Source organism: Massilia sp., from assembly GCF_046293535.1.
GTDB lineage: Bacteria > Pseudomonadota > Gammaproteobacteria > Burkholderiales > Burkholderiaceae_D > Telluria.
Window position 1 is genome coordinate 1 of sequence record NZ_JBKBOV010000041.1, and the last position, 24,432, is coordinate 24,432.

Sequence of the window (24,432 nt, forward strand, 5' to 3'; positions counted from 1 at the left end):
CGGGTACCCTTGCGCCGCCACTCGGGACTGGGGCGGCGGGTACGCAAACAAAGCGTGGTTTCCGGCCTGCGCCGGAACGACGGGGCCGGTGCGACACTTAAGCGTGTACCGGCATTGGTACCGCCAACTCGTCGTTCCGGCGCAGGCCGGAACCCCATTTGGCAGCGGCCAAACAGTGTCTGTGCTGGGGGTACGCAAATAAACTTGGGTTCCGGCCTGCGCCGGAACGACGGGCAGGCGCAGCATTGAAGTTATGTACCGACATTTGTACTGCCAACGCGTCGTTCCGGCGAAGGCCGGAACCGAATGCGACACCCAGCAGGAACCGCAACCAGGTGCGCTGCATAGTCGTGATTTTGGCAATGTCGCAGCAATGAAAAAGCCGCCCGGAGGCGGCTTTCGATGAGCCTGCTACAGCTTATTTGCCGCGGGCCGCGCGGGCCTTGGCGGCGATGCGCATGCGCAGCGCGTTCAGCTTGATGAAGCCGCCCGCGTCCGCCTGGTTGTAGGCGCCGCCGTCTTCGTCGAAGGTGGCGATGTTCATGTCGAACAGCGAATCGGTCTTCGAATCGCGCGACACCACGATCACGTTGCCCTTGTAGAGCTTCACGCGCACCCAGCCGTTCACGGTCTGCTGGGTGTGGTCGATCAGGGTCTGCAGCGCGACGCGCTCCGGTGCCCACCAGTAGCCGTTATAGATCAGCGACGCGTAGCGCGGCATCAGGTCGTCCTTCAGGTGCGCCACTTCGCGGTCCAGGGTGATCGATTCGATCGCACGGTGGGCCTTGAGCATGATGGTGCCGCCCGGGGTTTCATAGCAGCCGCGCGACTTCATGCCGACGTAGCGGTTCTCGACCAGGTCGAGGCGGCCGATGCCGTGCTTGCCGCCCAGGCGGTTCAGCTCGGTCAGGACCTCGGCGGCGCCCATGCGCTTGCCGTTCAGGGCCACGATGTCGCCCTTCTCGTATTCGATGTCGAGGTATTCGGCTTCGTCCGGCGCCGCTTCCGGCGACACCGACCAGCGCCACATCGATTCCTCGGCTTCCGCGCTCGGGTTTTCCAGGTGCCGGCCTTCAAAACTGATGTGCAGCAGGTTGGCGTCCATCGAGTAGGGCGCGCCGCCGTTCTTGTGCTTCATGTCGATCTCGATGCCGGCGTCTTCCGCGTACTTGAGCAGCTTCTCGCGCGACAGCAGGTCCCATTCGCGCCACGGAGCGATGATCTTGACGTCGGGTTTCAGCGCGTAGGCGCCCAGCTCGAAACGCACCTGGTCGTTGCCCTTGCCGGTCGCGCCGTGCGAGATGGCGTCGGCGCCGGTCTCGTTGGCGATCTCGATCAGGCGCTTGGCGATCAGCGGACGCGCGATCGAGGTGCCCAGCAGGTATTCGCCTTCGTACACGGTGTTGGCGCGGAACATCGGGAACACGAAATCGCGCACGAATTCCTCGCGCACGTCGTCGATGTAGATGTTTTCCGGCTTGATGCCGAACTTCAGTGCCTTGGCGCGCGCCGGCTCGAGTTCTTCGCCCTGGCCGAGGTCAGCGGTGAAGGTGACGATTTCGCAGTTGTAGTGATCCTGCAGCCATTTCAGGATGACCGAGGTATCGAGGCCGCCGGAGTAGGCGAGGACTACTTTTTTAATGTCGCTCATGGAAGATTCCAGTGTGGGGAGGGAGGTGGGATCGGGATGGTCAGCCGGCCCGCTTGGAAACAACCGGGCCGACGATCAAACTAGGGTGGTGAAAAATGGTCAGGGGTATTGCTTGTCTTCGCTCAGTTGTCGAGCCTGCCGAGCAGCAGGTATTCGATCAGCGCCTTCTGCACGTGCAGGCGGTTTTCCGCCTCGTCCCAGACCACCGACTGCGGGCCGTCGATGACGCCGGCCGATACTTCTTCGCCGCGGTGCGCGGGCAGGCAGTGCATGAACAGCGCGTCCGGGGCGGCGCGCGCCATCTTGGCTTCGTCCACGATGAAGCCGTCGAAGGCCTTCATGCGCTCGGCGTTTTCCTTCTCGTAGCCCATGCTGGTCCAGACGTCGGTATTGACCAGGTGCGCGCCCGCGCAGGCGTCCGAGGGATTGTCGAACAGGGTGTAGCGGCTGGTGGACACCAGTGTCGGATCGAGGTCGTAGCCCTTTGGCGTGGAGACGTTCAGGTGGAAGCCGAACACCTCGGCCGCCTGCAGCCAGGAATACAGCATGTTGTTGGCGTCGCCGATCCAGGCCACCGTCTTGCCGGCGATCGGGCCGCGGTGCTCGTAGAAGGTAAAGATGTCGGCCAGCACCTGGCAAGGGTGGTGTTCGTTGGTCAGGCCATTGATGACCGGGACGCGCGAATTCGCCGCGAAGCGTTCGATGATGTCCTGGCCGAAGGTACGCACCATGATGATGTCGCACATGCGCGACATGACCTGGCCGGCGTCCTCGACCGGCTCGCCGCGGCCCAGCTGGCTGTCGCGGGTGTTCAGGTAGATCGCGGCGCCGCCCAGCTGGTGCATGCCGGCCTCGAAAGAGAGGCGGGTACGGGTCGAGCTCTTCTCGAACACCATCACCAGGGTGCGGTCGACCAGCGGGTGGTAGACCTCGTAGGCCTTGAACTTGCTCTTGATGCTCTTCGCACGTTCGATGACGTACTCGAATTCATCCAGCGAGAAGTCGGAGAACTGCAGGAAATGCTTGATGGGCTTTGCGACTGGCATATCGTCTTTGCTTGAGTGTTATCCCTTGAATTATAAGGGTTTTTATTTGACGTTAGGGAAACCGATGTTTTTCGTAGGGTGGGCAGGTTCCCTGCCCACCCTGCATTAATACAGCGTCTGGGACGACTCGTGCAGCAGCTGGCCATACAGCGCGTGCCGCATCTTCGCGATCCGGCCTTCCGCCACCGCCCCCAGCACCGCGCAACTGGGCTCGGCCAGGTGGCGGCAGTTGTAGTACTTGCAGCCGCCCAGGTAAGGCTTGAACTCGACGAAAGCGCGTTCCAGCATGCCTTCGGTCAGGTGGTACAGCCCGAATTCCTGGAAGCCCGGCGAATCGATGATCGAGCCTCCGCCCTGCAGCCAGTACAGGCGCGTGAAGGTGGTGGTGTGCTTGCCGGTGTCGAGCGCTTCGGAGATCTCGCGCACGGCGATGTCGGCGTCCGGCACCAGGAGGTTGATCAGGGACGACTTGCCCATGCCCGACTGGCCGATGAAGATCGACGACTGCCCGGCCAGCAGGGGCATGAGGGTCGCGACCGCGTGCTCGGGATCGGCGCGCGCCGACAGTTCGTGCAGCGGATAGCCGAGCGAGGCGTACAGGCCGGCGCGCTCGCGGGCGCGCGCCAGCGGTTCCTCGACGTCGACCTTGTTGAGGATGATGTGGGCCTCGATGCCGGCCGCCTCGGCCGCCACCAGGGCGCGCGAAACCAGGTCGTCGGCGAAGCTCGGTTCGGTGGCCACGACGATGAACAGGCGCGAGATGTTCGCCGCCAGCAGTTTCGACTTGTACTGGTCCGAGCGGTAGAGCAGGGTGGTGCGCTCGGCGATCTTCTCGATCACGGCCTGGTCGTTCGAGGTGCGTTTCAAGTGCACGACGTCGCCCACCGCCACATTGGTCTTCTTGCCGCGCGTGACGCACTGCAGCTTCTCGCCGTTCGCATCGGCCAGGTAATGGCGGCCGTGGGCCGCGATGATGGTGCCGGTCAGCTCACTCATGCGCCTGGCCCCTGCACGTAGATGGCATCGGCCCGGGCGGCGCAGATGAAGTCGTTCTCGCTCAAGGCGCCGCCGGCCGAGTGGGTGGTGTAGGCGAGCAGGCAGCGGCGGTAGCCGACCGTCATCTCGGGATGATGGTCCTGCGCTTCGGCCATGCTGGCCACCGCGTTCACAAAATCGATGGTGGCGCGGTAGTTCGCGAACGTGAACTCGCGTGTGATCGTGCCGCCCTTGGCCTGCCATTCGGGCAGGTCGAGCAGGCGCGCCCCAATCGCGGCCGGGTCCAGCGCCGCCGCGCCGTGGATGCAGTGCTGGTCGCTCGGTTTCATTGGAATCGTCATGCGGCCGCCATGGTCAGGTGTTTCACGCGCACCGAGGCCGGCGGGTGCGAATCGTAGAAGGCCGAGTGCAGCGGGTCCGGGGTCAGGGTCGAGGCGTTGTCTTCGTACATCTTGACCAGGGCCGACACCAGGTGGCGGCTGTCCGTATGTTTCGCCGCGAAGGCGTCCGCCTCGAACTCGTGCTTGCGCGAGGTGATGGAGCCGAGCGGCGAGAGCATGAAGGTGAAGATCGGCAGCACCAGCGCGAACAGGATCAGGGCCATGCCGTCGTTCGACGCGTTCATCATCGGCAGCACGCCCAGGCCGGTGTAGAACCAGGCCTGGTTCTTCAGGTAGCCCAGCAGCGCCAGGAAGGCCAGCGACAGGGCGAACATCACCACGATGCGCTTGACGATGTGGCGCAGCTTGAAGTGCCCCAGTTCGTGCGCCAGCACCGCTTCGATCTCGTGCGGGTCGAGGCGCGACAGCAGGGTGTCGAAGAAGACGATGCGCTTGTTGCTGCCGAAGCCCGAGAAGTAGGCGTTGCCGTGCGCGCTGCGCTTGCTGCCGTCCATCACGAACAGGCCCTTGGAGGCGAAACCGACGCGCGCCATCAAGCCTTCGATGCGTTCCTTGAGGCTGGCATCCTCCAGCGGCGTGAACTTGTTGAACATCGGCGCGATCACGGTCGGGTAGAGCACCATCATCAGGAGCTGGAAGCCGCTCCACACGCACCAGGCCCACAGCCACCACAGCTCGCCGCTCCTCTCCATCAGGGCCAGGATCACCCACAGCAGCGGCAGGCCGATCACGGCGCCGATGAAGAGGCCCTTGAACATGTCGGCCACCCACAGGCCGGGCGTCATCTTGTTGAAGCCGAAGCGCTGTTCCAGCACGAACTGGCGGTACCAGTCGAAAGGCAGGTCGAGCAGGCCGGACACCACGGCAAAGGCCACCACCAGCGCCATCTGGTGGGCCATGCCGGGACCGGTGAGGCCGAGCAGGGACACCGACAAGGCCTGCAATCCGCCCAGCAGGGTAAAGCCGATCAGCACCACGCCGCCCCACAGCATCGAGGCGATGCCGATCCGGGTCCTGGCCACCGTGTAGTCGGCCGCCTTCTGGTGCGCCGCGAGCGGCACCTTTGGCGCAAACTCGGCCGGTACGCTGGCGCGGTGGCGCAGCACATGCCGGATGTGCCGGTTGGCCAGCCAGAAGCGCATGCCCAAGGTCAGCGCAAGGAAAACGACGAACAATACGGAAAACCCGAGTGAAGACATGCTGTGCCTGTGAGAAAATGCAGGATTACGCAAAAAACCGATGCGGTATCTAGAAGCGAAGAGAGAATTATGTCACAAGCTACACAAACCGAAGGCGCCACCGCCGTGCGCCCGAACGAATTCAACCTGGTCTGGGTCGACATGGAAATGACCGGCCTGGACCCGGACAACGACCGCATCATCGAAGTGGCGGCCGTCGTCACCGACGCCGACCTGAACATCATCGCCGAAGGCCCGGTATTCGCCATCCACCAGTCGGACGAGACCCTGGACAAGATGGACAACTGGAACAAGGGCACACACGGCCGTTCGGGCCTGATCGACCGCGTCAGGGCCTCGACCGTGACCGAAGCCCAGGCCGAACTGGAACTGATCGCCTTCCTCAAGCAATACGTCCCGGCCAACAAGTCGCCGATGTGCGGCAACTCGATCTGCCAGGACCGCCGCTTCATGGCGCGCGGCATGCCCAAGCTGGAAGCCTTCTTCCACTACCGTAACCTGGACGTGTCGACCCTGAAGGAACTGTGCCGCCGCTGGAAGCCCGAACTCGCCTCGGGCTTCAAGAAGCACCAGAAGCACACCGCGCTGGCCGACATCGTCGAATCGATCGAGGAGCTGCGCTACTACCGCGAGCACTTCATCAAGCTGTGATGCGCAAGCCGTGATGCGCAAGCCGTGATGCAGCCTTGCCTGAGTTGCAAAAATGCATCTCGGGCAAGAAAAGCTGTGCGACAATCGGTTCATGTCCTCTCGCTCGCACACCATGGACGACGGCATGCGCATGCGCATCCGCCGTCATGACTGGAACCAGACGCCGCTCGGCCCGCCCGGGCAATGGCCGCCGGCCCTGCGCACGGCGGTGGACATGATGCTGCACTCGGCCTTCCCCATGTTCGTGGCCTGGGGGCCGGACCTGATCTTCCTCTACAACGACGCCTACGTGCCGCTGCTCGGGCAAAAGCACGGGCGCGCGCTGGGCGAGCGTTTCCGCGACCTGTGGGCCGAGGTCTGGAAGGAGATGGTGCCGCTGATCGACCGCGCCCTGTCGGGCAAGCCGGTCTATTTCGAGGACATGCCGATGACCGTGACGCGGCGCGGCTTTCCGGAGCGCGCCACCTTCACCTTCTCGCATGCCCCCCTGATCGGCGACGATGGCCAGGTCGCGGGCCTGTTCTGCACCGTGATCGACACCACCCGCCGCGTCGCCAGCGAGCGCCGCGCCGCCTTCGAACTGACCGTATCGGACGCGCTGCGCCCGCTCGCATCGAGCGAGGAAGTGATCGCCACCGCCAGCGCGCTGCTGGGCGGCGAGCTGCACGCGGACCGCGTGGTGTACGCCGAGATGGACGGGGAAACGGGGCGCTTCTCGATGCCGCGCTGGTGGGCGCGCGACGGCCGCCAATGGACCCGGCGCGCTTTCAGCCTCGACGAATTCGGTCCGGCGGTGGGCGCGGCGCTGCGCGCGGGCGACGTGATACGCGTCCACGACACCGCGCGCGACGTGCGCACCATGGGCTACCGCAGCGCCTACGTGGCCGACGGCATCGCGTCGATGCTGGTGGTGCCGCTGGTGAAGTCGGGCCGGTTCACGGCCTGCCTCGGGATCGACTGCCTGCATCCGCGCCACTGGAGCGAGGACGACGTGCAGCTGGCGCGCGACGTCGCCGAGCGCACCTGGGCGGCGGCCGAGACGGCGCGCGCCCAGGCCGCGCTGCGGGCCGAACGCGACCGCAGCCGCAACATCTTCGACACCATCGCCGAAGGCTTCGCCGTGTTCGACGCCGACTGGAACATCGTCGAGATGAACGCCGAGGGCCTGCGCCTGTGCCGCGTGACGGCGGAAGAGGCCATCGGACGCAGCCACTGGGAAGTGTTCCCCCACACGGCCGACATGGAGCTTGGCCGCATGTACCGCGACGTGATGCGCACCCGGGTGGCGTCGGCCGCGATCTATTCGCATCCCTTTCCCGACGGCCAGCGCATCTGGACCGAGGTGCGCGCTTATCCGATGCCGGACGGCAGCATCGCTTCCTTTTTCCGCGACATCACCGACCGCAAGCTGGCCGAGGAAAAGCTGGTCGAGGCCGACCGCCGCAAGGACGAATTCCTGGCCATGCTGGCGCACGAGTTGCGCAACCCGCTGGCGCCGATCAGCGCCGCCGCCGAGCTGCTGGGCATCGGCACGCTCGACGCGGCGCGGGTACGCAGAAGCAGCACCATCATCGGGCGCCAGGTGCGCCACATGACGCGCCTGGTGGACGACCTGCTGGACGTCTCGCGCGTCACGCGCGGCCTGATCACGCTCGAGCGGGCCCAGGTCGGCATGCGCGGCGTGGTGCAGGAAGCGGTGGAGCAGGTCAGGCCCGCGATCGAGGCCAGGCGCCAGAAGCTGTCGGTGCACCTGCCGCCCTCGTGGGCGACGGTCGAAGGCGACAAGGCGCGCCTGGTGCAGGTAGTGGCCAACGTGCTCGGCAACGCCACCAAGTACACACCCGAGACCTGCGCCATCGACCTGCGCGCCGAAGTCCGGGGAGACACCCTGGTCATCAGCGTGCGCGACGAGGGCATCGGCATGGAGGCCGAGCTGACCGAGCGGGTATTCGACCTGTTCGCGCAGGCCGCGCGCTCCTCGGACCGCTCGCAGGGCGGCCTGGGGCTGGGCCTGGCCCTGGTGCGCAACCTGGTCGAACTGCAGGGCGGCGCGGTGGCCTGCTCGAGCCCGGGCCTGGGCAAGGGCAGCACCTTCGTGATCACCCTGCCGCTGTCGGCGCGCGCGGCGCCCGAGGCGGCGCCGGCCGCGCCCGCCAGCGCGCCGGCACAGGCGCCGCGCCCGCTCAAGCTGCTGGTGGTGGACGACAACGTCGATGCGGCCGAAACACTCGGCCTGCTGCTGGCCGCGCACGGCCATGAGGTGGTGGTCGAGCACGAGCCCCTGATGGCGCTCGACCGGGCCCGCGGCAGTGTCCCCGACGTTTGCCTGCTCGACATCGGCCTGCCCGGCATCGACGGCCGCGAACTGGCGCGGCGCCTGCGGGCCCAGCCGGAAACCGCTTCGAGCGTGCTGGTGGCCGTCACCGGCTACGGACAGCGGCAGGACCGCGAACAGGCCTTCGCCGCCGGCTTCCAGCATCACCTGGTCAAGCCGGTCGACGTCGAGGCGCTGCTGCGCCTGCTGGACGGCGTGCAGGCGGCGCCGCAGGGCGCCGTGAAGTAGCCTGTGCAGGCTCGCTTACTTGGGGCGGTGGATGGCGCAGAGCTTGTTGCCGTCCGGGTCGCGCACGTAGGCCAGGTAGAGCTGGCCCAGGCTGCCGTCGCGCTGGCCGGGCGCTTCCTCGATCGAGCTGCCGCCATGGGCCACCGCGACGTCGTGGAACTGGCGCACCTGTTCGGGCGAGGCGCACTTGAAGCCGATGGTGCCGCCGTTGGCCGGCGTCGCCGCTTCGCCGTTGATCGGCTCGCTGACGCAGAAGCTGCTGCCGTCGTGGCGGTAGAACAGCCGGACATGGCCGCTGGGCGCGAGGTTGCGCAAGGGTTCGCCCGCGCCCAGGACGCCGAGGACCGCATCGTAGAAGCGTTTCGAGCGCTCGATATCGTTCGAGCCGACCATCACGTGATTGAGCATATCCGTTTGTCCTTTCAGCGCATCTGGGTGTAGTTGACCGGAATGAAGCGGTAGCCCTTGCCTTCGCTGCGCAGGTAGCCCATGCCAGGGAACTGCAGGTGGGCGCCGCCGATCAGGTAGCCGCCCTTGGCCGCGGCGTCGAATTCCTTCTTGCGGGCGGCGGCGGCGGCCTTCTGGTCGCTGTCGAACCCGATCGTCACGGCCGGGTTCTCCATCTGCACCGCCGCCACGTGGATCAGGTCGCCGATCACGAGCAGCTTCTGGCCGCCGCTTTCGACCAGGTAGCTGGTGTGGCCCGGGGTATGGCCGGCGGTCGGGTTGGCGCGGATGCCCGGGACGAGTTCGGCGCTGCCCTCGAAGGGCTTGAAGCGGCCGGCCTTCACGTAGGGGCCGAGCGCGGCCTGGGCGCCCTTGAAGCTGTCCTTGTCCTTGGCCTTGTCCATGTTCTCCTGGCTCAGCCAGTGGTCCGACTCCAGCTTGTTGGCGCGCACGATGGCCTTGCTGAACACGGCCGCCGAATCCTTCACCAGGCCGCCGGCGTGGTCGCCGTGGAAGTGGGTCAGGTAGATCTCGTCGACCTGGTCGGGCGTGTAGCCGGCCGCCTTCATGTTCGCGACCAGCTTGCCCAGGGTCGGGCCGAAGAAGGAGCCGGCGCCGGTGTCGATCAGGACCAGCTTGCCGCCGGTGTTGATCAGGTAGGCATTGTCCGAGGTTTCCAGCATCGGCTTCAGGTGCGCCCTGGCCAGGGTGTCCCGGGTTTTCTTCGGGTCCTGGGCCAGCAGCTGGTCGACCGGCAGGTCGACGGTGCCGTCCGACAGCGGCGTGATCTCGAACTGGCCCAGCATCATGCGCGACCAGCCGGGGGGCGGGGTCTTGGCCATCGGCGCGGCGGCCAGGGCCGAGCCGGCGAAGCAGGCGGCGACAGCGGCAAGCGCAAGGGCGGACAGGGGGCGTCGTGGGAATAGTGTCATCGCGGGTCCTCGTGGTTGGTGTCTGCGGCAAGCCGGCCGCAGTGCGTTGCTTATCCTACATGATTGCTTGACAGAATGCTTACCGTCCACGTGGGGGAATACGCGCCCGCGCAAGCTGTGGTGTAATGGCAAGTTCCATTGTTGCAAATCGTTTCCATGTTATCGACCTTGCTGGAGAGGCTGGCGCGCCTGCGCCCGGCCGGACCGACCTCCTTCACCCGCCAGGTGCCCGCCGCCCTGGGAGCGCTGCTGGCCTTGCTCCTGACCGCCGCGCTCAGCCGCGCCGCGCTGGGCGCCGCGGCGCTGCAGTCGCTTCCCTACCTGATCGCGCCGATGGCCGCCTCCGCAGTGCTGCTGTTCTGCCTGCCGGCGGCGCCGCTGGCCCAGCCCTGGCCCGTCATCGGCGGCAACGTCGTCTCGGCCCTGGTCGGCGTGGCCTGCGCCCAGGCTGCCGATCCATTGGTGGCGGCGCCCCTGGCGGGCGGCCTGGCGATCGCCGCGATGGCATCGCTGCGCTGCCTGCATCCCCCCGGCGGCGCGGTGGCCGTCACCGCCGTGCTGGGCGGGGCGGCGGTGGCCAAGACCGGTTACTGGTTCGCGCTGGCGCCGGTGGGCCTGAATTCGGTGCTGATGGTGCTCGGCGCGGTGGCCTGGAACCGGCTGTCGGGGCACCGTTATCCGCACGCGCAGCTGGCCGCGCGCCCGGCCGAGGAAAAGGCGGGTTTCGCCAGGGAAGACCTGGATGCGGCGCTGGACAGCTATGGCGAGACGCTCGACGTCAGCCGCGACGACCTGGCCACGATCTTCGCCGAGACCGAACAGCACGCCGCCGAGCGGCGCGCGCGCCGGCATCGCTGCGCCGAACTGGCGCGTCCCGTGCCCGCCACCTTGAATCCGGACATGCCGCTGGCGGCGGCGCGGGCGCTCCTGGTGCGCCACGGCCTGCCGGCGCTGCCGGTGGTGGATGCGGCCGGCCGCCCGGTCGGGGTGCTCAGCATGGCCGGCCTGGTGGCGGCCGGCGGCAGCGCCAGCCGGCCCTTGCCGGCGCGGGCGCGGCGGGCGACGGCGCTGCTGTTCGGACGCGATACGGCGCCGACGGTCGGCCAGTTGCTCGAGCCCGATTTGAGCGTTGTGGACGGCGCGGCGCCGGTCACGGCGCTGCTGAGCCGCTTCCATGAGGGCGCGACGCAGGTATTCGTGGTGGACGGGCAGGGCAGGCTGGCCGGGATGGTGCAGCCCGGCGACCTGCTGGCGGGACTGGATCTGGGATTGCAGGAATCGGCCGCCTGAGCGTCAGGCGGCCGTGAAGCGCTTCAGCCGGCGTCGGCGCCGCAGCACTTCTTGTACTTCTTGCCGCTGCCGCAAGGGCAGTCGTCGTTGCGGCCGACCTTCGGCTCCTCGCGCTTGACGGTCTCGACCGCGCCTTTGCGTTGCGGCAGCCAGTAGCGGTAGATGGCCGGGATGTTGGCTTCGATCTGCAGCGCCAGGCCGTGCGCCTTGCGCGGGTCTTCGACTTCCGCCAGTTCGCTTTCGTCGATCTCGTCGGCGCCCAGCAGGTAGATCGGGCGCATCAGTTCGGCCACCTCCGACTCCCACACCGGCTCCCAGCTGCCCGGGCGCAGCTCCATGCCTTCCCAGAAGCCCCAGCACCAGGCTTCGGCGTCGATCAAGGCTTCGCCATCGACCTCGTGCTCGCAGAACAGCGGCTCGAACTCCTTGGGTGCGGCTTCGAAGGTGATCAGGACTTCGTTCATGAAGCGCATGATCAGGTTGATGATGCGCTGTTCTTCCTTGCCGTTCTTCCACTTCGGCGCCTGCTTGCCATCCTCGCCCCAGACGCGCGGCAGCCACTCGGCCGGCATGATGGTTTCCGGTCCGATCGCGATCGCGGTCAGGTAGCCGTGCAGGGTGTCCATCGTCATCGCGTCCTCGGGGGAGCGGTCGGACAGCAGGAACTGGTCGAGTTCGTCGAATTCTTTATCGGTAAGGGGCTCGTCGAGATGCATGGGATGCTCTTGTTGCGTATTGAAGGCGCCAGTGTAACGCCTGCGGAGGGTAGAAGCATAGAAAAGCGCTGCGGCGCGTACAATGCGCGGATGGAAAACCTGTCTACTGAAGCAAACAGCCACGCCCATCCGTTCGCCCGGCTCGACCCGCAAACGGTGCTCGACGCCCTCGAGAGCGTCGGCCTGTACGGCGACGGCCGCCTGCTGGCGCTCAACAGCTACGAGAACCGCGTCTACCAGGTGGGGCTGGAAGAGGGCGCGCCGGTGGTCGTCAAGTTCTATCGCCCCGAGCGCTGGAGCGAGGCCGCCATCCTCGAGGAACACGCTTTCGTGGAAGAGCTTTCCGAGCTGGAGATCCCGGTGGTGCCGGCCAGCAGCATCGGCGCGCGCACGCTGCACGCCTTCGCCGGTTTTCGCTTTTCCGTTTTTCCGCGCCGCGGCGGCCGTGCGCCCGAGCTGGGCGACCCCGCCACCCTGGAATGGATCGGCCGCTTCATCGGCCGCATCCATGCCGTCGGCGCGGCCAGGTCCTACCTGCACCGGCCCGAACTCAACCCGCAGACCTTCGGACGCGCACCTTTCGATTTCCTGCGCTCGCACGGCTTCATCCCGCCGGAACTGGCCGCCACCTACGCCAGCGTGGTCGAGCAGGCCCTGGCGGGCGTGGCGCGCTGCTACGAGCGGGCCGGCGAGTTGCCACTGCTGCGCCTGCACGGCGACTGCCACGGCGGCAACGTGCTGTGGACCCCGGACGGCCCGCACTTCGTCGACTTCGACGACAGTCGCATGGGGCCGGCCGTGCAGGACCTGTGGATGCTGCTCTCGGGCGAGCGCCAGGAGATGGTGGGCCAGATGGCCGACGTGCTGGCCGGCTACGAGGATTTCTGCGATTTCCACCCGCGCCAGCTCTACCTGGTCGAGGCGCTGCGCACCCTGCGCCTGATCCATTATTCGGCCTGGCTGGCGATGCGCTGGGACGATCCGGCCTTCCCGGCGGCTTTCCCCTGGTTCAACACCCAGCGCTACTGGCAGGACCGCATCCTCGAGCTGCGCGAGCAGGTGGCCCTGATGGATGAGCCGCCCCTGTGGCCCGTATAGCCGGAATTGGGGCGGTTTTGCCGTCCAGTTCGGCGTGACACGCGGGCGCGATTTCCCGGATAATCCCGTAGACGCAGCCTGCGTCCTCACCGAGAACAAGCATGGAACCCATCAAGCCCGAGCACGACGACACCGACTTCACGATCGACCTGGAGCATGCGCGCACGGAGCATGCCGGGAGCATCGTCCCTGAGGCCCCGGCGGCGCGCGGCCCGATGGACATGCGCGAGATCCACGAGGCCATCGCCCGCGTCGAGGCTGAAGCCAAGGCCAATGTCGCCGCCGAGAGCCGCGCCCATGCCGAGGCGCGCGCCCGTTCGCTGGCCGAGGAGCGCGCCGCCCTCGATGCGGCCGCGACCGCCGCCGCGCTGGCCAATGCCCAGGCATCCGAAGAAGCCATCGCCGCCGACCGCGACCGCCTGGAGTCGCTGCGCGCCGCCGCCCAGGCATCCCGCGAGCGCCTGGAGGCGATCCGCCAGGAGACCACCGAACTGCGCGCCCGCGTGCAGCAGGAAACCGAGACCCGGGTGGCGCTGGAAGCGCGCGCCCGCGCCGAGGAAGAAGCGCGCCGCCGCGCCAGCGCCCAGGTGGAGGCCCAGGCCGAGATGGCGGCCCAGGCCGCGCGCGCCGCCGAGGAACTGCTGGCGCAGACCGAGCAGGCGCGCCTGCAGGCGGCCGAACGCATGGCGGCGGTCGAAGCGGCCAAGGAAGAAGTGCTGCACAACGCCAGCGCCGATGCGCGCGTGGCGATCCTGGCGCGCGAGCGCGAGCGCGCCGAGCGCGGCGCCCGCCAGACCGCCGAGAAGCTGGCCCAGGCCGAAGCCGAGGCGCTCGAACTGACCCAGCAGCGCGAGCGCGCCGACCAGGTGGCGCTGGCCGCCAGCTTCGCGCGCGCCGCCGCCGAGGCGCGCGCGCTGGAAGAAGCGCGCGCCCTGGCCCACATCGAACAGGAGCGCGAGGCGATCGCGCTGGCCCAGGCCGAGTCCGAGCGCGTCGCGGCGCAGTCGCTGCGCATGCGCCTGCAGACCGAGAAGGAATTGCGCGACGCCGCCACCCACCGCGAACGCCTGGAGCAGACGGCCGCCGCCGCCGCGCAGGCCCGGCGCGACGCCGAAACCCGCATCCTGGCCGCGACCGAGGCGCGCATCGAGGCCGACCGCCGGCTGCGCGAGGTGGCCGAGGAACGCGCGCGGCTCGAGGAAGAGGCGAGCGCGCGGGTGGAGGCGCGCCTGGAAGCCGAAGCCGTGGCCGCCGGCCATGCGCGCGAGCGCGCCGCGGCCGACGAGGCGGCCAGCCAGGCGGCGGCGCGCCAGGCGGAAGAAGAACAGCGCCAGCGCGCGCTGGCCGAGGAACGCGAAGCGTTGGCGCAGGCCGCCGCCGACGCATTAGCGCAGGAAAACGCGCTGGAGGACGCGGCCATGGCCGCCGCGCGCAGCCAGGCGGAAGCGCAGCAGGCGGCCCTGGCGGCCGCCCGGCTGCGCGCCGAACAGGCCGAGCGCCTGGCCCAGGCCGAGCGCGAGCGCTTGGCGGGCGAGGAGGCGGCGCTGGCGCGCGAAGAAGAGCGCCTGCAGGCCGAGCGTGAACTGGCCCGCGCCGCCGCGGCGCGCGCCCCGGCGGCGCAGGCCACCGCCGCACAGTTGCGGGAACAGTTGGACGCCGAGCGCCGCGCCGAAAGCGCGCAGCAGGAGGCCCTGGCGGCGCAGCGGGCGCAGGCGCGCGCCGCGATCGAGGAAGCCGAGCATGCCGAAGCGGCCGCCAGTGCCCAGCAGGCGCAGGCGCAGCGCGCGGCCGAACTGGCCCGGGCCCAGGCCGAGCGCGCCGAGGCCGAGCGCCGCCAGCTGGAGCTGACCCAGGCGGCCCTGCTGGAAGAACGCGCCGCCACCGAGGCCGCGCGCGAATCGCTGGCGCTGGTCGAGCGCAAGCAGGCCGCGCAGCGCCAGCAGGCGGCGGCCGACACCCGCGCCAACGAAGCGGCGGCCGCGCGCCTGGCGTCCGAGCAGGCGGCGGCCCAGGCCGCCCAGGCGCGCGCCGCGGCCGAGGAAGAACAGGCCAGCCTGGCGCGTGCACGGGAACTGGCTGAACAGGCCGCGCTGCAGGCCGCGGTCGAGAAGCGCGAGGCCCAGCGCGCGCTGCTCGAACACGCCCAGCGCCACGCCGAGATGCAGCGCAAGGCCGCCGAGGCGACCCAGCGCATGGCGGACGCGCGCAGGCAGCTGGCCGAGCTGGAAGCCCAGCGCCACGACGAGCAGGCGGGCGAACTGGCGGCCCTCGAGCGCGCCATCGGCGAGCACAAGGCGGAGGCCGAGCACCGGGTGGCGTCGGTGAACATCACGCGCGAGGTGCTGGGACGTTTCAAGAGCGCGCCGCCGGCCTCGGCGTCGCAGGCGGCGACGCGGCTGGCGGACGTGATCCTGAATCAGAGGAAGAGCGGAGAGTGATCTCCTCGATGCGTCGGAGACGCGTCGAAGGTCACATTGGGCTCCGGCCTGCGCCGGAGCGACGTGCTGAGGGTACAGGTGGAATGACCGTCATGCGCGCCACTGGCGCCCATGACTCCAGGTTCTGATATGCCACGCATATCACCAGTACCCCATTAATACATAGAGCGTATCACTGCGCGGCCGGCGCCTCGCTCGGCGCTACCGGGTTCACCGGGCCGGTCGTGGCCCGCGTGGCGTAATAGCCCGTCTCGCCGAAGCACGAGGTCGGCACGCCCACGTGCTGTTCGTAGGTGATCTGCACCCGCTGTCCCATTGCGTTCTGCAGTTGCTTGACCACGGCGTCGTCGCGCACGGTGAAGGCGAAACGCTCGGGAATCGCACCCGGCATGCTCGACAGCAGGAGCTCGCCTTCCCAGGTCTTGCACAGCCAGCCCTTCTTGGAGAATTTCTGCAGGTAGCCCGCGCGTTCGCCTTCCGAATACGACCAGCTCAGGGTGAACCAGGTATACAGCGCGAACAGCACGACGATCGCGGCGAGGGCGGACAGGATGAGGGCGGTAGCGCGTTTCGGCATGGTTTTCGGCATTAAGAGTGTGAATTGTCAGGTTGGCAGCATCGCAGCCGGGCACATTCTGCCACGGATGGGCAAAATCACAAACTGCCGGCAAGCCTCAGGCCGCCTCTTTTGCATTCTCGTGCGCCATGCGCCGCCGGTAGCGCACCGAGGACCATAGCGAGACCAGGATGAAGGCCAGCCCCGACAAGCCCGTGAACCATTCGGGAATGTGGTAGTGGACGCTGGCGAACATGATCACGGCCAGGATGCCGATCGCATAGTGGGCGCCGTGCTCCAGGAACACGAACTCTTCCAGCGTGCCCTTGTAGACCAGGAATACCGTCATCGAACGCACGAACATGGCGCCGATGGCCAGGCCAAGCATGATGATCACGACGTCGTTGGTGATCGCAAAGGCGCCGATCACGCCGTCGAAGCTGAACGAGGCGTCCAGCACCTCGAGGTAGAGGAAGCCGCCGATGCTGCCCTGGGCGATCATCTTGCCCACCGCCGGGTCTTCTTCTTCCTTCTCGAGCAGCGCGCTGAGCCATTTCACCCCAATGTAGATCAAGACGCCCGTGACGCCGGCGATCAACACCGGCAGTTTGCGCGCCGGTTCGATCAGGTACATGGCGCCGCACACCAGCAGCAGGGTGAGGGCGATGGCCAGGCCCTCGGTGCCGTACTTGCCGACCTTTTCCTCGATCCAGCCGAGCCAGTGCAGCTCCTTCTGTTCGTCGAACAGGAAATTCAGGAAGACCAGCATCAGGAAGGCGCCGCCGAAGGCTGCCACCTCGGCATGCTTCTCGGTCAGGTGGCGCGAGTATTCGGTGGGATTGTCGATCGCCAGGTGCCAGACCTCGACCAGGCCGAGCCCGGTCGCCGCCGACACGATGACCAGCGGGAACAGCAAACGCATGCCGAACACCGCCACCAGGATGCCGACCGTGAGGAAGAGCTTGCGCCAGAACTCGTTCCAGCCGCGCAGGACCGAGGCGTTGACGACCGCATTGTCGAAAGAAAGCGACACTTCGAGCACGCCGAGCACGCCCGTGATCCAGAGCGCCTGCAACATTCCCGGGATGCCGCGCTGCTCGTAGCCCCACCAGCCAGCCAGGGCCATCAGGATGACCGTCACCGCAATCGACAACCGGAAATGCCGCATACCGCCTCCTTGCCTGTCTGGTGTGTTGGGAGAATATTAGCGTCCCGGATGCGGCGGCGCTACGGATGTCCTTGATACGCCCGGTTTCTGTATCGGTGCAGGCTTGCTTCTGAGATAATTCTGCCCGGCATCAGGGCGGGACATCCGGCCTGCCCGCAGCAATCATCTTCACCTGGATTTGGACATGGATCTCGCATATCTCGTAACACCCGTGCTGACCTGGATGGTGGTCGGCCCGATCAAGTTCCTGATTACCAGCGCGCGCCAGCGCCGCTGGGCCTTCAACCTGGTGGGCAACGGCGGCTTCCCCAGCAACCACAGCTCCGTGGTCACCAGCATGGCCACCCTGATCGCGCTGCGCGAGGGGATCGGCCATCCGGCCTTCGGCGTCGCGGTGACCCTGGCCTTCATCGTGATGATCGACGCCAACAGCCTGCGCCAGCACGTGGGGCGCCAGGCCGCGGCGATCAACAAGCTGGCCTGCGACACCGTCGGCCACGTGGTCCTGCGCGAGCGCATGGGCCACACCCTGGTGGAGATCGGCGGCGGCATCGCCACCGGCATCGGCATGGGCTTCCTGATCCACGCGCTCTTCGGCGCCTGACCTGTAAATACATGGGGCGGACAGCTTCGGACGTCCGCCTGTCCGGAATCGGCCACATTCCAGTCCGCCTGGAATGCAGCTCGTCGCGAAATATCGCATTTCATCCCTCGAATTCCGCAGTACGCAGCGTCCTCACTTGAAGTCGCAAGGGCACTACTTGATACTGCGCGCTGGCTGTCTATACCCGAATTTTTACAAGAACAACCACTGAGTCCTTCTCTGGAGAACCACAATGCTGCGCAAAACACTACTCGTCCTTGCCATTGCCTCGGCGCTCGCCGCCTGCAGCAAGGAGTCCAAGGAACCCGCCAAGCCGGGCCAGGAAACCGCCCAGGCCGGCGGCAAGTCCGATCCCAAGGACAAGCGTCCCGCGCAGCTGAAGGTCGCGTCGGAAGACGTGCTGACCATCCAGAGCGACACCCTGTCGAGCGGCCCGGTCGTCACCGGCTCGATCCAGCCCGAGCGCAAGGCCGACCTGCGCGCCGAAGTCTCGGCCGTGGTCCTGCAGGTCCTGAAGGAGAACGGCGAGCCGGTCAAGCGCGGCGACGTCCTGGTGCGCCTGGATGAAACCGCGATTCGCGATACCGTCGCGTCCGCCGACGAAGCGGTGCGCGCCGCCAGCCAGGCGCTCGACCAGGCCAACCGCCAGCTGGAGCGCATGAAGACCCTGCGCGCCTCGGGCATGACCTCGGCCGTCGGCCTGGACGAAGCCGAGGTGCGCCGCAACAGCGCCCAGAGCGAGCTGTCGGCCGCCAGGAGCCGCGCCGCCACCGCGCGCCAGCAGCTCTCGCGCACCGTGGTGCGCGCGCCGTTCGACGGCATCGTCTCCGAGCGCAAGGTCTCGAACGGCGACACCGCCACCATCGGCAAGGAACTGGTCAAGGTCATCGACCCGAACAGCATGCGCTTCCAGGCCCGCGTCTCGGCCGACGAGATCGCCAACGTGAAGCTCGGCCAGAAGGTCAACTTCCGCGTCAACGGCTACGGCGAGCAGCAGTTCGCCGGCGTGGTCAAGCGCATCGACCCGGCCGCCAACGCCATCACCCGCCAGGTCGAGGTGGTGGTGGAATTCGCCGACAAGGCCCAGCCGCGCGTGGCCGGCCTGTACGCCGAGGGCCGCATCGACGCCCAGAGCACGAACGCCCTGATGCTGCCGGAAGCCGCGCTGGTCAAGGCCGGCGACAGCGCCTATACCTGGCGCATCAAGGACAAGACCCTGAACAAGGTCCCGCTGGTGGTCGGCGCGCGCGATCCGCGCACCGGCAACGTCGAAGTCAAGCAGGGCCTGGTGGCCGGCGACATCGTGCTGCGCTCGCCGACCTCGAACCTGAAGGATGGGCAGAAGGTCGAGATGCCGGCCGCCGTCGTGGCCAGCGCCGCCAGCGCCGCCAATGCGGCCCCGGTGCAGGGCAAGTAAGGAACACAGGACAACCAAGGATAATTAAAAATGTTCCTCTCCAATTTTAGTGTCAAGAGACCCGTCGCGACGGTCGTCATCATCGTGGGGATGATGCTGATCGGCCTGCTCGCGCTGTCCAAGCTCAAGGTCAACCAGAACCCGGACGTCGAGCGTCCGGCCCTGTCGGTCAACATCCCGTATCCGGGCGCCTCGCCCGAGACCGTGGAGCGCGAGATCACCAACCGCATCGAAAAGCAGCTGCTGGCGATCCAGGGCGTCAACGAGATCGGCTCCAACTCGTACGAAGGCGGGGTGTCGATCTGGATGGACTTCAATTTCGGCCGCAACGTCATCGAAGCCTCGGACGACGTGCGCAACGCGATCGCCGCGGTGCGCTACAAGTTGCCGGTCGAGATGCGCGAGCCGGTGCTGCGGCGCTGGGACATCAACGCCCAGCCGGTGATGCAGCTGGCGCTGTCCTCGAGCACGCAGTCGCATGCCGAGATTTCGCGCTATGCCGAGGACGTGCTGGCTGACAAGTTCCGCGCCATCCCGGGCGCCTCGACCGTGACCGTGAACGGCGCCCTGCGCCGCGAGCTGTCGGTCCTGCTGCGCGCCGAGAAGCTGCGCGAGTTCAACGTCTCGGTGTCGGACGTCACCAATGCCCTGCGTACCCAGAACACCAACGCGCCGGTGGGCAAGCTGCGCAGCGAACTGGACGAGAAGGGCATCCGCCTGGTCGGCCGCATCGAGCGCCCGGAAGATTTCTCGCAGATCGTGGTCAAGCGCAACGGCGACCAGATCGTGCGCCTGAACCAGGTGGCCGAGATCCGGGACGGCTTCGCCGACATCAACAGCCTGTCGATCCGCAGCGGCAAGCCGAACGTCGGCCTGCAGATCGCCCGTTCGCCGGATGCCTCGACCGTGTCGCTGGCCAAGAGGGTGCACGAGGTCGTCAAGGAAGTCAGCAAGGAACTGCCGGAAGGCACCAAGGTGGAAGTCGTCCAGGATGGCGGCGAAGAAGCCCAGAGCAGCCTGAACAACGTGATCGAAGCCCTGGTGCTGGGCGCGATCCTGACCATCTTCGTGGTCTACGCCTTCCTGAATTCCTGGCGTTCGACCCTGATCACCGCGCTGGCGCTGCCGACCTCGGTGCTGGCCGCCTTCATCGCCGTGTGGCTGTGCGGCTTCACGCTGAATTTCATGACCCTGCTGGGCCTGTCGCTGGCGATCGGCGTGCTGATCGACGACGCGATCGTGGTGCGCGAAAACATCGTGCGCCACATGGAAATGGGTTCGGACCGCCGTACCGCCGCGCTCGAAGGCACGGCCGAGATCGGCCTGGCCGTGGCCGCCACCACCTTCTCGATCATGGCCGTGTTCGTACCGGTCGCCTTCATGCCCGGCGTGTCCGGCGAATGGTTCCGCCCCTTCGCCCTGACCGTGACCTGCTCGGTGATCGTGTCGCTCCTGATTTCCTTCACGCTCGACCCGATGCTGTCGGCCTACTGGGGCGACCCGCCTGACCATGCGCATGCGCCGAAGAAGGGCCTGAGCCGGGTGCTGCAGCGCTTCAACGTCTGGTTCGACCACCAGGCCGACCGCTACGGCCGCGTGATCGAATGGGCCCTGCACCACCGCAAGTGGATGGGTGCCATCGCCGTCGCCAGCTTCATCGGCGCCATCACCCTGCATCACTTCTTCGGCGGCTCGAGCTTCATGCCGAAATCGGACTGGGGCACGATCATGGTCGAGATCCGCACGCCGGCCTCGTCGAGCCTCGAATATTCGCGCCGCAAGGTGGAGGCGGCTGCCGAGATCGCCCGTTCGATCCCGGAAACCGAGGACACCAACAGCTACGTGGACCTGAGCGGCGGCCGTGTCTACGTCGACATCGGCAAGCGCAGCAAGCGCGAGCGCAGCGGCTCCGAGATCGGCGCCGAACTGCGCGCCAAGATCGCCCCGCTGGTGGGTGCCGAGTACACCGTCATCGACGACCTGGGCGGCGGCGGCAAGCCGGTCCAGGTCGAGTTTACCGGTCCGGACTCGCGCAAGCTGATGGAGCTGACCTCGGCCTACATGGAGAAGCTGCGCCAGGTGCCGGGCGCCGTCGACGTCACCCTGTCGGAGCAGGACCCGAAGAACGAACTGCAGATCGTGCTCGACCGCGGCCTGGCCAACGCCATGGGCATCTCGGTGAACGACGCCGCCCAGGCCCTGCGCGTGGCCTTCGCCGGCATCGAGGTGGGCGACTGGGTCGACCCGACCAGCGAGACCCGCGACGTCGCCGTGCGCCTGCATCCGGACGACCGCGTCAACACCGAGAGCATCGAGCGCCTGCCGATCGCGGTGGCCGGTACCGGCATGATGGTGCCGCTCGAGCAGATCGCCAGCATCACCATGGGCAAGGGCCCGGCCGGCATCCGCCACAAGAATGGCGAGCGCCTGATCACCGTGTCCGCCAACGCCCAGGGCCGTTCGGCCGGCGAAGTGACCGCCGACGCCATGAAGCTGGCCCAGAGCTTCGACTTCCCGCCGGGCTATGGCCTGGCGCTGGGCGGCCAGGGTGAGGACCAGCAGGAGCTGTTCAGGGAAATGATGATCGCCCTGTTCTCGGGCATCCTGCTGATGTACCTGATCCTGGTGATGCAGTTCGGTTCCTTCACCGCACCGATCGGCGTGATGCTGTCGCTGCCGCTGTCCCTGATCGGCGTGGTGCTGGCCCTGATCCTGACCAAGAACACGCTCAACCTGATGAGCATGATCGGCGTGCTCATGCTGATGGGCCTGGTGGCGAAGAATGCGATCCTGCTGATCGACGCCGCCCGTGCGCTGGAGAAGGAAGGCGTGGACCGCGAGGAAGCGCTGATGCAGGCCGGCCGCAAGCGCCTGCGTCCGATCCTGATGACGACCTTCGCCCTGATCGCGGGTATGTTCCCGGTGGCGATGGCCTTCGGCGACGCCGGCCAGTTCTACCAGCCGCTGGCGATCGCCATCATCGGCGGGGTGATCACCTCGACGCTGCTGACCCTGCTGGTGGTGCCGACCTTCTACGACAGCATCGAGATCGCGCGCGATCGCATGTTCGCGAAGTTCGACCGCCGCGCCAAGCGCCACAACGTGGCCCTGGCCTTCCTGACGACCTTCGTCGAAGCCATCCTGACCCTGGTCATGGTGCGCCTGGTCTTCCGCGGCATCGTGCGCATCGGCCGCTTCGTGAGCGGCCGCGGCCGCGGCACCCCGCAGCCAGCCTGAGCCGCACCGGCATCAGCCGCACAAAGCCAGCCTTCGGGCTGGCTTTTTTCATGCGCACACCATGGGGGTCAGGTCTGACATTCGGACACGAGCTCGACCGTTACGCTGCTGTCGTGCTCAGCCCGTGTCTAAATGTCAGACCTGACCCTCATTGCGGGGAGGGTGCTGAAGCGCGAAGCGTGGAGGTGGGAAATGGAGGAGGGGGGAGGGCAAACAGAATACGACTAAGCCAGCCCGGCCGGGCTGGCGGTCGCCGCGCATGACGGCACGAAACCAAGCTCCCGGTGAGTACCGGAAGTCCCGGAGCCCGCATCGCGGGCCCCGTTCGTTGCCAGGCGGATGCTCGATCAGCCGCCGGTGGTGCCGCCGGTGGTGCCGCCGGTGCCACCCGTGCCGGTGCCGGTGCCGGTGCCGGTAGTGCCCGAGGTGCCCGAGGTGCCGGTGCCGGTTGCGCCGGTGCCGGTGGTGCCGGTTGCGTCAGTGCCGGTGGTACCGGTTGCGCCGGTGCCGGTGGCTGCCGGATCGGTCATGGTGCCGGTGGTGCCGGTTGCGCCGGTGCCGGTGGCGCCAGTGCCCATGTCGGTGCCGGTGGTGCCGGTGCCGGTTGCGCCGGTGCCGGTGTCACCCGTGGTGCCGGTGGCGCCCGAGGTGCTGCTCGGGGCGGTGGCCGAGGTGTCCGGCGTGGTGGTCGTGGTGTCGGTTGCCGGCTCGTTCTTGCGGCAAGCGCCCAGCAGGGAGGCCAACACGGCAGCAGTCAGCAGGATTTTTGGTGCTTTGGTCAGTGCTTTCATTGTTTAAACTCCTCGTTCACGTCTATCTTGTGCCGCAGCGTCCAGGTGAGGCCCGGGACTACCACGGCGCCAGGTTAGGTCCTCTGAGGGTTCGGGAACCCAGCAGTGGAACCATCAGGGAACCGACGCAACACGCGGCCCCGGTCAGTGCACGATCCGACTCGGTTAGACTGGCAGCCCGGCCGCCGGTTCGGATCGCACACTGTCGTACTTGCTGGAGAGCGGACGTACTAGAACTCCGCTCCCCATCCCACCGGCGTGGGCCGGATGGTCTCGCTGTCGCCGGCATCCTTGCCCGCGACCTGTTCCAGGAGCGCGGGTATCTCCTGAGATATTTCCCGCGCTAGATATCCTAATGTGCCCATGCGCTCGGCGAGGCGCTCGCCGGCACGCGCATGCAGCGCCACGCCCCAGCAGGTGGCCTGGTCCAGCGCCGCGCCGCGGGCGACCAGGCCGGCGATCACGCCGGCCAGCACGTCGCCCGAGCCGGAGATGGCCAGGCCAACATTGCCGCCTTCATGCTGGTACAACGTTCCATCCGGCGTTGCGATGACAGTGCGCGCGCCTTTTAATGCGACCACCGCGTTCCAGGCCCGTGCCGCCTCCAGTGCGCGCGGGTCGGGTGCGGCATTGATGTCCGGCTTGGGCGTGCCGGTCAGGTGCGCCATTTCACCCGCGTGCGGGGTGAGGATCACCGGACGCTCGAAACGCCAGGGCATGCCGGGCGGCCAGCCCGCGGGCGGATGCAGCAGCGTGCCCATGGCGCAGGCGTCGAGCACCACTTGCGTGCCGGCCGCGTCCAGGCGCGGCAGCAGCGCATGCACCAGCGCGGCGGTGGCCGGTTCGTCGCGCATGCCGGGTCCGATCAGCACCGCGTCGACGCGCTCGGCCAACGGGTCGAGGCAGGCGACCGCCTCCATGCTGAAACCGGCGCTGGCCTGTTCGGCCAGGCCGATCACGCGCGCCTCGGGCATGGCCAGGGCCACCAGCTGGGCCACGCTCTGGCCGGTGGCGATGGTGAGCTTGCCGGCGCCCGCACGCAGGGCCGCGGTGGCGGCCAGGATGACCGCCCCCGGCATCTCGCAGCAGCCGCCCAGCACCAGCACGTGGCCGCGGATCTCCTTGTCGCCTTCGACGGCCGGCATCGGCACCGGCCAGCCCTGCAGCAGGGCTGTGTCGACGTCATGCACGGCGGTGGCGCGATCAGGCGTGTCGATGAGCGTTTCCATGG

At 67.6% G+C, this 24,432-nt stretch carries 20 protein-coding genes; 8 read left to right on the forward strand and 12 right to left on the reverse strand.

Translation table 11 applies throughout. The features are described 5' to 3' along the window. Positions 1 to 418: 418 nt before the first annotated feature. From ACK4S9_RS18505 to ACK4S9_RS18525, 5 genes are all read right to left on the reverse strand, one after another. Positions 419 to 1,651, reverse strand: coding sequence for an argininosuccinate synthase (locus ACK4S9_RS18505; RefSeq protein ID WP_409728660.1), 1,233 nt, complete (start codon positions 1,649 to 1,651; stop codon positions 419 to 421). Positions 1,652 to 1,773: 122 nt separating this feature from the next. Next, positions 1,774 to 2,697 (reverse strand): ornithine carbamoyltransferase, encoded by a 924-nt coding sequence (argF, locus tag ACK4S9_RS18510; RefSeq protein ID WP_409728663.1) that lies wholly within the window; start codon positions 2,695 to 2,697, stop codon positions 1,774 to 1,776. Positions 2,698 to 2,802: 105 nt separating this feature from the next. Then, the gene (gene rsgA / locus ACK4S9_RS18515) at positions 2,803 to 3,693 is read right to left on the reverse strand and encodes a ribosome small subunit-dependent GTPase A (RefSeq protein ID WP_409728665.1); all 891 of its coding nucleotides are present in this window, start codon (positions 3,691 to 3,693) and stop codon (positions 2,803 to 2,805) included. Then, complete coding sequence (locus ACK4S9_RS18520; protein ID WP_409728669.1) at positions 3,690 to 4,034, reverse strand: 4a-hydroxytetrahydrobiopterin dehydratase; 345 nt, start codon at positions 4,032 to 4,034, stop codon at positions 3,690 to 3,692. Before ACK4S9_RS18520 ends, rsgA begins: the two co-directional genes overlap by 4 nt. Continuing rightward, positions 4,031 to 5,293, reverse strand: coding sequence for a M48 family metallopeptidase (locus ACK4S9_RS18525; protein WP_409728672.1), 1,263 nt, complete (start codon positions 5,291 to 5,293; stop codon positions 4,031 to 4,033). The genes ACK4S9_RS18520 and ACK4S9_RS18525 overlap by 4 nt, the downstream gene beginning before the upstream one ends. 69 nt (positions 5,294 to 5,362) lie before the next feature. Here ACK4S9_RS18525 and orn point away from each other — a divergent pair, with 69 nt between their 5' ends. Beyond that, the gene (gene orn, locus ACK4S9_RS18530) at positions 5,363 to 5,944 is read left to right on the forward strand and encodes an oligoribonuclease (RefSeq protein ID WP_409728674.1); all 582 of its coding nucleotides are present in this window, start codon (positions 5,363 to 5,365) and stop codon (positions 5,942 to 5,944) included. A 91-nt stretch (positions 5,945 to 6,035) separates the two neighbouring features. Beyond that, entirely contained in the window at positions 6,036 to 8,507 is a 2,472-nt protein-coding gene (locus ACK4S9_RS18535; RefSeq protein WP_409728677.1) for an ATP-binding protein, read from the forward strand. 15 nt (positions 8,508 to 8,522) lie between these two features. On the opposite strand, the gene ACK4S9_RS18540 is transcribed toward ACK4S9_RS18535, so the two are convergent. Both ACK4S9_RS18540 and ACK4S9_RS18545 read right to left on the reverse strand, forming a co-directional pair. Continuing rightward, complete coding sequence (locus ACK4S9_RS18540; protein ID WP_409728680.1) at positions 8,523 to 8,915, reverse strand: VOC family protein; 393 nt, start codon at positions 8,913 to 8,915, stop codon at positions 8,523 to 8,525. Positions 8,916 to 8,929: 14 nt separating this feature from the next. After that, positions 8,930 to 9,886, reverse strand: a complete 957-nt coding sequence (locus tag ACK4S9_RS18545) for an MBL fold metallo-hydrolase (protein ID WP_409728683.1) — start codon at positions 9,884 to 9,886, stop codon at positions 8,930 to 8,932. 156 nt (positions 9,887 to 10,042) lie between these two features. On the opposite strand from ACK4S9_RS18545, the gene ACK4S9_RS18550 reads away from it, so the two are divergent. Further along, complete coding sequence (locus ACK4S9_RS18550; protein ID WP_409728685.1) at positions 10,043 to 11,176, forward strand: HPP family protein; 1,134 nt, start codon at positions 10,043 to 10,045, stop codon at positions 11,174 to 11,176. A 23-nt stretch (positions 11,177 to 11,199) separates the two neighbouring features. On the opposite strand, the gene ACK4S9_RS18555 is transcribed toward ACK4S9_RS18550, so the two are convergent. Continuing rightward, the gene (locus ACK4S9_RS18555; protein ID WP_409728687.1) at positions 11,200 to 11,892 is read right to left on the reverse strand and encodes a UPF0149 family protein; all 693 of its coding nucleotides are present in this window, start codon (positions 11,890 to 11,892) and stop codon (positions 11,200 to 11,202) included. 90 nt (positions 11,893 to 11,982) lie between these two features. On the opposite strand from ACK4S9_RS18555, the gene ACK4S9_RS18560 reads away from it, so the two are divergent. Both ACK4S9_RS18560 and ACK4S9_RS18565 read left to right on the forward strand, forming a co-directional pair. After that, a complete protein-coding gene (locus tag ACK4S9_RS18560) occupies positions 11,983 to 12,990 on the forward strand; it encodes a serine/threonine protein kinase (protein WP_409728690.1) in 1,008 nt (335 codons plus the stop codon). Between the two features lie 101 nt (positions 12,991 to 13,091). After that, on the forward strand, positions 13,092 to 15,428 hold the full coding sequence (locus ACK4S9_RS18565; RefSeq protein WP_409728693.1) for a hypothetical protein: 2,337 nt from the start codon (positions 13,092 to 13,094) through the stop codon (positions 15,426 to 15,428). A gap of 172 nt (positions 15,429 to 15,600) precedes the next feature. Here the strand turns inward: ACK4S9_RS18565 and ACK4S9_RS18570 are convergent, their stop codons facing one another. Both ACK4S9_RS18570 and ACK4S9_RS18575 read right to left on the reverse strand, forming a co-directional pair. Continuing rightward, positions 15,601 to 16,005: a hypothetical protein gene (locus tag ACK4S9_RS18570; protein ID WP_409728695.1), complete on the reverse strand. Its 405-nt coding sequence runs from the start codon at positions 16,003 to 16,005 to the stop codon at positions 15,601 to 15,603. Between the two features lie 97 nt (positions 16,006 to 16,102). Next, the gene (locus ACK4S9_RS18575; protein ID WP_409728698.1) at positions 16,103 to 17,152 is read right to left on the reverse strand and encodes a DUF475 domain-containing protein; all 1,050 of its coding nucleotides are present in this window, start codon (positions 17,150 to 17,152) and stop codon (positions 16,103 to 16,105) included. A gap of 184 nt (positions 17,153 to 17,336) precedes the next feature. On the opposite strand from ACK4S9_RS18575, the gene ACK4S9_RS18580 reads away from it, so the two are divergent. The 3 genes from ACK4S9_RS18580 (at position 17,337) to ACK4S9_RS18590 (ending at position 22,410) form a co-directional block, all read left to right on the forward strand. Beyond that, positions 17,337 to 17,756 carry a divergent PAP2 family protein gene (locus ACK4S9_RS18580; RefSeq protein ID WP_209588687.1) on the forward strand — a complete coding sequence of 140 codons (420 nt, stop codon included), beginning with the start codon at positions 17,337 to 17,339 and terminating at the stop codon, positions 17,754 to 17,756. Between the two features lie 232 nt (positions 17,757 to 17,988). Continuing rightward, positions 17,989 to 19,173, forward strand: coding sequence for an efflux RND transporter periplasmic adaptor subunit (locus tag ACK4S9_RS18585; RefSeq protein ID WP_409728702.1), 1,185 nt, complete (start codon positions 17,989 to 17,991; stop codon positions 19,171 to 19,173). A 30-nt stretch (positions 19,174 to 19,203) separates the two neighbouring features. Then, complete coding sequence (locus ACK4S9_RS18590) at positions 19,204 to 22,410, forward strand: efflux RND transporter permease subunit (RefSeq protein ID WP_409728704.1); 3,207 nt, start codon at positions 19,204 to 19,206, stop codon at positions 22,408 to 22,410. Positions 22,411 to 22,757: 347 nt separating this feature from the next. On the opposite strand, the gene ACK4S9_RS18595 is transcribed toward ACK4S9_RS18590, so the two are convergent. Then, positions 22,758 to 23,201, reverse strand: a complete 444-nt coding sequence (locus tag ACK4S9_RS18595; protein WP_409728707.1) for a hypothetical protein — start codon at positions 23,199 to 23,201, stop codon at positions 22,758 to 22,760. A 230-nt stretch (positions 23,202 to 23,431) separates the two neighbouring features. After that, complete coding sequence (locus ACK4S9_RS18600; RefSeq protein ID WP_409728709.1) at positions 23,432 to 24,430, reverse strand: NAD(P)H-hydrate dehydratase; 999 nt, start codon at positions 24,428 to 24,430, stop codon at positions 23,432 to 23,434. Positions 24,431 to 24,432 lie beyond the last annotated feature (2 nt).

Bases quoted from the DNA above. Each gene is read 5' to 3' on its own strand.
- ACK4S9_RS18505 (WP_409728660.1), bottom strand. From the start codon at position 1,651: ATGAGCGACATTAAAAAAGTAGTCCTCGCCTACTCCGGCGGCCTCGAT.
- argF (WP_409728663.1), bottom strand. From the start codon at position 2,697: ATGCCAGTCGCAAAGCCCATCAAGCATTTCCTGCAGTTCTCCGACTTC.
- rsgA (WP_409728665.1), bottom strand. From the start codon at position 3,693: ATGAGTGAGCTGACCGGCACCATCATCGCGGCCCACGGCCGCCATTAC.
- ACK4S9_RS18520 (WP_409728669.1), bottom strand. From the start codon at position 4,034: ATGACGATTCCAATGAAACCGAGCGACCAGCACTGCATCCACGGCGCG.
- ACK4S9_RS18525 (WP_409728672.1), bottom strand. From the start codon at position 5,293: ATGTCTTCACTCGGGTTTTCCGTATTGTTCGTCGTTTTCCTTGCGCTG.
- orn (WP_409728674.1), top strand. From the start codon at position 5,363: ATGTCACAAGCTACACAAACCGAAGGCGCCACCGCCGTGCGCCCGAAC.
- ACK4S9_RS18535 (WP_409728677.1), top strand. From the start codon at position 6,036: ATGTCCTCTCGCTCGCACACCATGGACGACGGCATGCGCATGCGCATC.
- ACK4S9_RS18540 (WP_409728680.1), bottom strand. From the start codon at position 8,915: ATGCTCAATCACGTGATGGTCGGCTCGAACGATATCGAGCGCTCGAAA.
- ACK4S9_RS18545 (WP_409728683.1), bottom strand. From the start codon at position 9,886: ATGACACTATTCCCACGACGCCCCCTGTCCGCCCTTGCGCTTGCCGCT.
- ACK4S9_RS18550 (WP_409728685.1), top strand. From the start codon at position 10,043: ATGTTATCGACCTTGCTGGAGAGGCTGGCGCGCCTGCGCCCGGCCGGA.
- ACK4S9_RS18555 (WP_409728687.1), bottom strand. From the start codon at position 11,892: ATGCATCTCGACGAGCCCCTTACCGATAAAGAATTCGACGAACTCGAC.
- ACK4S9_RS18560 (WP_409728690.1), top strand. From the start codon at position 11,983: ATGGAAAACCTGTCTACTGAAGCAAACAGCCACGCCCATCCGTTCGCC.
- ACK4S9_RS18565 (WP_409728693.1), top strand. From the start codon at position 13,092: ATGGAACCCATCAAGCCCGAGCACGACGACACCGACTTCACGATCGAC.
- ACK4S9_RS18570 (WP_409728695.1), bottom strand. From the start codon at position 16,005: ATGCCGAAACGCGCTACCGCCCTCATCCTGTCCGCCCTCGCCGCGATC.
- ACK4S9_RS18575 (WP_409728698.1), bottom strand. From the start codon at position 17,152: ATGCGGCATTTCCGGTTGTCGATTGCGGTGACGGTCATCCTGATGGCC.
- ACK4S9_RS18580 (WP_209588687.1), top strand. From the start codon at position 17,337: ATGGATCTCGCATATCTCGTAACACCCGTGCTGACCTGGATGGTGGTC.
- ACK4S9_RS18585 (WP_409728702.1), top strand. From the start codon at position 17,989: ATGCTGCGCAAAACACTACTCGTCCTTGCCATTGCCTCGGCGCTCGCC.
- ACK4S9_RS18590 (WP_409728704.1), top strand. From the start codon at position 19,204: ATGTTCCTCTCCAATTTTAGTGTCAAGAGACCCGTCGCGACGGTCGTC.
- ACK4S9_RS18595 (WP_409728707.1), bottom strand. From the start codon at position 23,201: ATGAAAGCACTGACCAAAGCACCAAAAATCCTGCTGACTGCTGCCGTG.
- ACK4S9_RS18600 (WP_409728709.1), bottom strand. From the start codon at position 24,430: ATGGAAACGCTCATCGACACGCCTGATCGCGCCACCGCCGTGCATGAC.